Below are 4,945 nucleotides of genomic sequence, written 5' to 3'. Positions count from 1 at the left end.
GTCCCTATCTACCACACCAGTTCGTATGCCTTTGATAACACCCAACACGGTGCTGACCTTTTTGACCTGAAAGTTGCCGGCAATATCTACACCCGTATCATGAACCCAACCAATGCGGTGCTTGAAGCGCGTATGGCAGCGTTAGAAGGCGGCATCGGTGCATTGACGGTGGCATCAGGAATGGCGGCGATTACTTATACCATCCAAACGCTATGTGAGGCAGGCGATAACATCGTTTCAGTATCAACTTTATATGGCGGTACTTACAACTTATTTGCCCATGCGTTGCCACGTCAAGGTATCGAGGTGCGTTTCTTTGATTATACTAGACCTGAGACCTTGGTTGATTTGATTGATGAACGTACTAAATTGGTATTTGGCGAAAGTATCGGCAATCCATTGGGTAACGTGCTGGATATCGCAAGAATCAGCGAACTTGCTCATAGTAAAGGCGTACCTGTGGTGATTGATAACACCGTCGCCACGCCAATATTGTGCCGTCCATTTGAGCATGGGGCTGATATTGTGATTCATTCATTGACCAAATATGTGAGTGGTTCGGGCACGTCGGTGGGTGGTGTGATTATCGATAGTGGTAAATTTGATTGGGGCGCTAACAAAGAACGTTTTGCGATTTTAAATACCCCAGATGCCAGTTATCATGGTGTCAATTTTGTCGAAGCCATGGGTGCTGCGGCGTTTATTGCCCGCGCACGCGTTGCGCCTTTACGTAATACCGGTGCGGCACTGAGTCCCATGAACGCTTGGCAAATTATGCTTGGGTTAGAGACGTTAGCCTTGCGTATGGAGCGACATTGCCAAAATGCCCAAGCCGTGGCAGAATTTTTAAACCATCATCCACAAGTGGCTTGGGTCAAGTACGCAGGATTAACCGACCATCCAGAGCATAAGCTTGCGCAAATATACTTTGGCGGTAAGCCATCAGCGATTCTAACCTTTGGGTTAAAAGGCGGCCGTGAAGCAGGGGCGAAATTTATTGATGCGCTACAATTAATTACCCGTTTGGTCAATATCGGTGATGCCAAGTCACTCGCTTGCCACCCTGCCACTACCACGCACCGCCAGTTAAATGCTGAAGAGTTGCAAAAAGCAGGCGTCAGCGAAGACATGATTCGTTTATCCATTGGTATTGAACATATTGACGACATTAAAGCTGACCTTGAGCAAGCGTTAGCAGCAGCCACATAATCGTCATACATATAAATAAGCGCTTGACATAAAAAAGCGAGCCTTCAACGCGCTTTTTTGAATTTAAAAAACAATGAAATTAGACAAAAAAATACCCCAAATTTATGAGGTATTTTTAACAAGTTAACCGCTTAGCGGTTGCCGCTTATTATTTAGCTGCTGCTGCTTGAGCTGCTGCCACTTCTTCAGCGAAGTTTTCTTGTTTTTTCTCGATGCCTTCACCCACTTCTAAGCGTTTGAATGCTTTAACCGTCATACCTTCAGATTTTAATATATCGCCAACTTTTTTCTCGTTGTCGATAACGTAAGGTTGGTTCAACAAAGTCACTTCATTCAAGTACTTTTGTAGACCACCGGTGATCATTTTTTCAATCACGGCATCTGGTTTGCCAGATTCTTTTGCTTTCGCTTCGATGATGTCTTTTTCACGCGCTAGCGTATCAGCAGGTACATTCGCTTCATCAACCGCGATTGGGTTGAATGCCGCAACTTGCATGGCAACGTGTTTTGCGGTGTCTGCATTGCCGCCTTCAACAGAAACCACTACACCAATACGAATACCGTGACGGTAAGAGGCTAGGTTATCACCTTCAATCACTTCTGCACGACGTACTTGGATGTTTTCACCGATTTTTTGTACGAGCTCAACACGGGCTTCTTCAACCGTTTGACCATCGCCATACGGCAATGCAGAGATAGCCGCTACATCAGTGGTATTATTGGCAAGTGCAAGTTCAGCTACTTTATTTGCAAATGCGGTGAAGTTAGCATCTTTTGCCACGAAGTCAGTTTGACAGTTTACTTCAAGTAGTAAGGCTTTGTTACCTTCTTGGGCGATAATGATGGCGCCATCAGCAGCAATGTTACCTGCTTTTTTAGCAGCTTTTGCTTGACCTGATTTACGCAGGTTATCGATTGCGGTTTCGATGTCGCCGTCTGCTTCTTGCAGGGCTTTTTTACATTCCATCATACCAAGACCTGTACGGTCACGTAATTCTTTTACCAGTTTTGCACTAATTTCTGCCATGAGATACCTCAATTGATTATCATTATAGATGAGAATTGGGTTGTTTATTGTCTAAACAATTGGAGATTAAAGGACAAAAATGGGTGATTTTTGCCCTTTAATATTACGCTACAAATTCGAATTTTTATAAACTAATTTTGTGTTTACCCATCAAAGTTAGTTTATAAAATTTTGATGACAGTATCATAACAACCTAAGCAATGCGCTGCTATGATACTGCGGTAACCCTTATTCTGCCGCAGCTTCTGCTGGTGCTTCAGTTACTGCTTCTTCTTGATTTGCTGCTTTGCCGCCTTGAGTTTTCGCGTATTCTTTACCAGCGATAATTGCATCTGCAACCGCTGATACGTATAGCGTTACTGCACGAATCGCATCGTCATTGGCAGGAATCACATAATCTACGTCATCTGGGTTTGAGTTTGTATCAACGATACCAATGACAGGGATACCTAAGTTTTTTGCTTCTTTGATTGCAATCGCTTCATGGTCAACGTCAACCACAAAAATTGCATCAGGTAAACCGTTCATGTTTTTGATACCGCCTAACGCACGCTCAAGTTTTTCCATTTCACGAGTACGCTCTAGCGCTTCACGTTTGGTTAACTTAGCAAACGTACCATCTTCAGCTTGCTTTTCGTATTCTTTTAAACGAGTAATTGACTGACGGATAGTTTTCCAGTTGGTTAACATACCACCTAACCAGCGATGGTCAACATAAGGCATACCAGCGCGAGCCGCTTGTTCGCTGATAACGTTGCTTGCCGCACGTTTAGTACCAACAAATAGTACTTTGTTGCCACGCGCTGCTTCGCGGTTAACGAAGTTTAGTGCTTCGTTCATCGCTTTAACTGTATGCTCAAGGTTGATGATGTGGATTTTGTTACGTGCACCAAAAATAAATTTACCCATTTTTGGATTCCAAAAACGAGTTTGGTGACCAAAGTGTGCACCGGCTTCTAAAAGATCACGCATTGAAACTTGGGTAGGATTAGCTGACGCCATGAGATTTCCTTAAGTAAAGTTGGGTTATGCCTCCACACTACCGATTAAGCCGATTTGCAAACACGCATCAAAATCTACAGGATTTTAATTAATCAAATTTGCAAACACCCAGCTTAACTCTTATCAAGCTTGTTAGCTTGAAAATAGCAATGTGTGTGTCATGTTAGTAAATAAAAAAAGCAATTTGCCATTTCAAGATAAAATGACAAACTGCTATTTTAACATATTTTTATGTGGTTAAGCTATATGTTTTAGCAAAAGCAGATGGCAATTATTCAACCAATCCGATTAAGTCACCATAACCTTCTTGTTCCATCTCATTTAAAGGGATAAAACGTAGCGACGCGCCATTGATGCAATAACGCATGCCGCCAAGCTCAGGAAGACCGTCATTAAATACATGACCTAAATGTGAATCACCCACACGGCTACGCACTTCAGTACGTCGCATACCGTGACTATCATCAAATAATTCATTGATTACTGCTGTATCAATCGGTTTACTAAAGGCAGGCCAACCACAACCTGAGTCATACTTGTCTGATGAGCTAAAAAGCGGCTCGCCGCTGACAATATCCACATAGATACCACGTTCAAATTGGTGATCATATTCATGGCTAAAAGGACGTTCGGTGCCGTTTTGCTGGGTCACATAATATTGCTCATCATTCAAATTTGCCTTGATTTCAGCTTCAGATGGTCTTATATACTTCTGTGTATCGATATTAATTGAATTAGCCATAGACGTTCCTAACCCTTGTTGTCATTGTAGAACATCACAATAGTTACAACTCGTCCAAAATTCAAGTAACAACTGTTTAAACAAATAGTAGTTTTGTGAAAAAGGCGAAAAGGGCTATAATACGTCTTCTTAAATTTTTGCAAAATCAGATAATTATTGTATGAAAACACTATTAAATAACCCTGAAGCCGTTGAAAAAATGCGCGTCGCTGGTAAATTAGCCGCCGACGTCTTGGTGATGTTAGATGAATATGTCAAAGAAGGTGTAACGACAGGGGCGTTAGACAAGCTTGCGCATGACTATATTGTCGATGTCCAAAAAGCCATTCCTGCTAATGTCGGCTATCATGGCTACCAGCATACGCTTTGTACTTCAATCAACCATGTGGTTTGTCATGGTATTCCAGATGACAGCCGTATCCTAAAAGAGGGCGATATTGTTAATATCGATGTCACAGTGATAAAAGATGGCTATCATGGCGACACTTCAAAAATGTGGATTATCGGTGAAGGCTCAATCATGGCACAGCGTATTTGCAAAACTGCCCAAGACGCACTATATGCAGGGATGAAGGCCGTTCGCAATGGCGCCTATGTAGGCGATATTGGCGCAGCGATTCAAGCAGTGGCAGAGCCAGAGCGTTTTAGCGTAGTAAGAGAATATTGCGGACATGGGATTAGTGACGTATATCATGATGAACCACAAATTCTGCACTATGGTAAAAAAAATACCGGTCTACAACTGACCACAGGCATGACATTCACCATTGAACCAATGATTAACCAAGGTGTATGGCAAACCAAAACCTTACCCGATAAATGGACGGTAATTACTAAAGACCGTAAATTGTCCGCCCAATGGGAACACACACTGATGGTTACCGAGAACGGCTGTGAAGTGTTTACCAAGCGTCCAGAAGAAGATTTGAGTTTTTTAAACAGTTAAAATATGAATAAAATCATCA

5 protein-coding genes are annotated in these 4,945 nt (G+C 42.4%); 2 read left to right on the top strand and 3 right to left on the bottom strand.

Annotated elements, in window-relative coordinates; genetic code table 11:
* Window positions 1-1,209 (top strand): O-acetylhomoserine aminocarboxypropyltransferase/cysteine synthase family protein (locus RT064_RS10845; RefSeq protein ID WP_313063372.1); only part of this gene is annotated, 1,209 nt, incomplete at its 5' end.
* A 148-nt stretch (window positions 1,210-1,357) separates the two neighbouring features.
* Here the strand turns inward: RT064_RS10845 and tsf are convergent.
* The 3 genes from tsf to msrB all read right to left on the bottom strand — a co-directional run bounded on the left by tsf (window position 1,358) and on the right by msrB (window position 3,980).
* The gene (gene tsf, locus RT064_RS10840) at window positions 1,358-2,236 is read right to left on the bottom strand and encodes a translation elongation factor Ts (RefSeq protein ID WP_007115804.1); all 879 of its coding nucleotides are present in this window, start codon (window positions 2,234-2,236) and stop codon (window positions 1,358-1,360) included.
* 228 nt (window positions 2,237-2,464) lie between these two features.
* On the bottom strand, window positions 2,465-3,238 hold the full coding sequence (gene rpsB, locus RT064_RS10835; protein WP_050324911.1) for a 30S ribosomal protein S2: 774 nt from the start codon (window positions 3,236-3,238) through the stop codon (window positions 2,465-2,467).
* A gap of 271 nt (window positions 3,239-3,509) precedes the next feature.
* The gene (msrB, locus tag RT064_RS10830; RefSeq protein ID WP_313063370.1) at window positions 3,510-3,980 is read right to left on the bottom strand and encodes a peptide-methionine (R)-S-oxide reductase MsrB; all 471 of its coding nucleotides are present in this window, start codon (window positions 3,978-3,980) and stop codon (window positions 3,510-3,512) included.
* Window positions 3,981-4,140: 160 nt separating this feature from the next.
* Between msrB and map the strand changes: the two genes are divergently transcribed.
* The gene (map, locus tag RT064_RS10825; RefSeq protein ID WP_313063369.1) at window positions 4,141-4,926 is read left to right on the top strand and encodes a type I methionyl aminopeptidase; all 786 of its coding nucleotides are present in this window, start codon (window positions 4,141-4,143) and stop codon (window positions 4,924-4,926) included.
* Window positions 4,927-4,945: the final 19 nt, after the last annotated feature.

The organism is Moraxella sp. CTOTU49097, from assembly GCF_032064105.1.
GTDB classification, from domain to species: Bacteria; Pseudomonadota; Gammaproteobacteria; order Pseudomonadales; family Moraxellaceae; genus Faucicola; species Faucicola osloensis_B.
The sequence above is the reverse complement of the archived record's forward strand: the minus strand, read 5'-3'. Positions and strand labels throughout refer to the sequence as shown.

Excerpts from the sequence above, each read along its gene's own strand:
- tsf (WP_007115804.1), bottom strand. The coding sequence starts at position 2,236 with ATGGCAGAAATTAGTGCAAAACTGGTAAAAGAATTACGTGACCGTACA.
- rpsB (WP_050324911.1), bottom strand. The coding sequence starts at position 3,238 with ATGGCGTCAGCTAATCCTACCCAAGTTTCAATGCGTGATCTTTTAGAA.
- msrB (WP_313063370.1), bottom strand. The coding sequence starts at position 3,980 with ATGGCTAATTCAATTAATATCGATACACAGAAGTATATAAGACCATCT.
- map (WP_313063369.1), top strand. The coding sequence starts at position 4,141 with ATGAAAACACTATTAAATAACCCTGAAGCCGTTGAAAAAATGCGCGTC.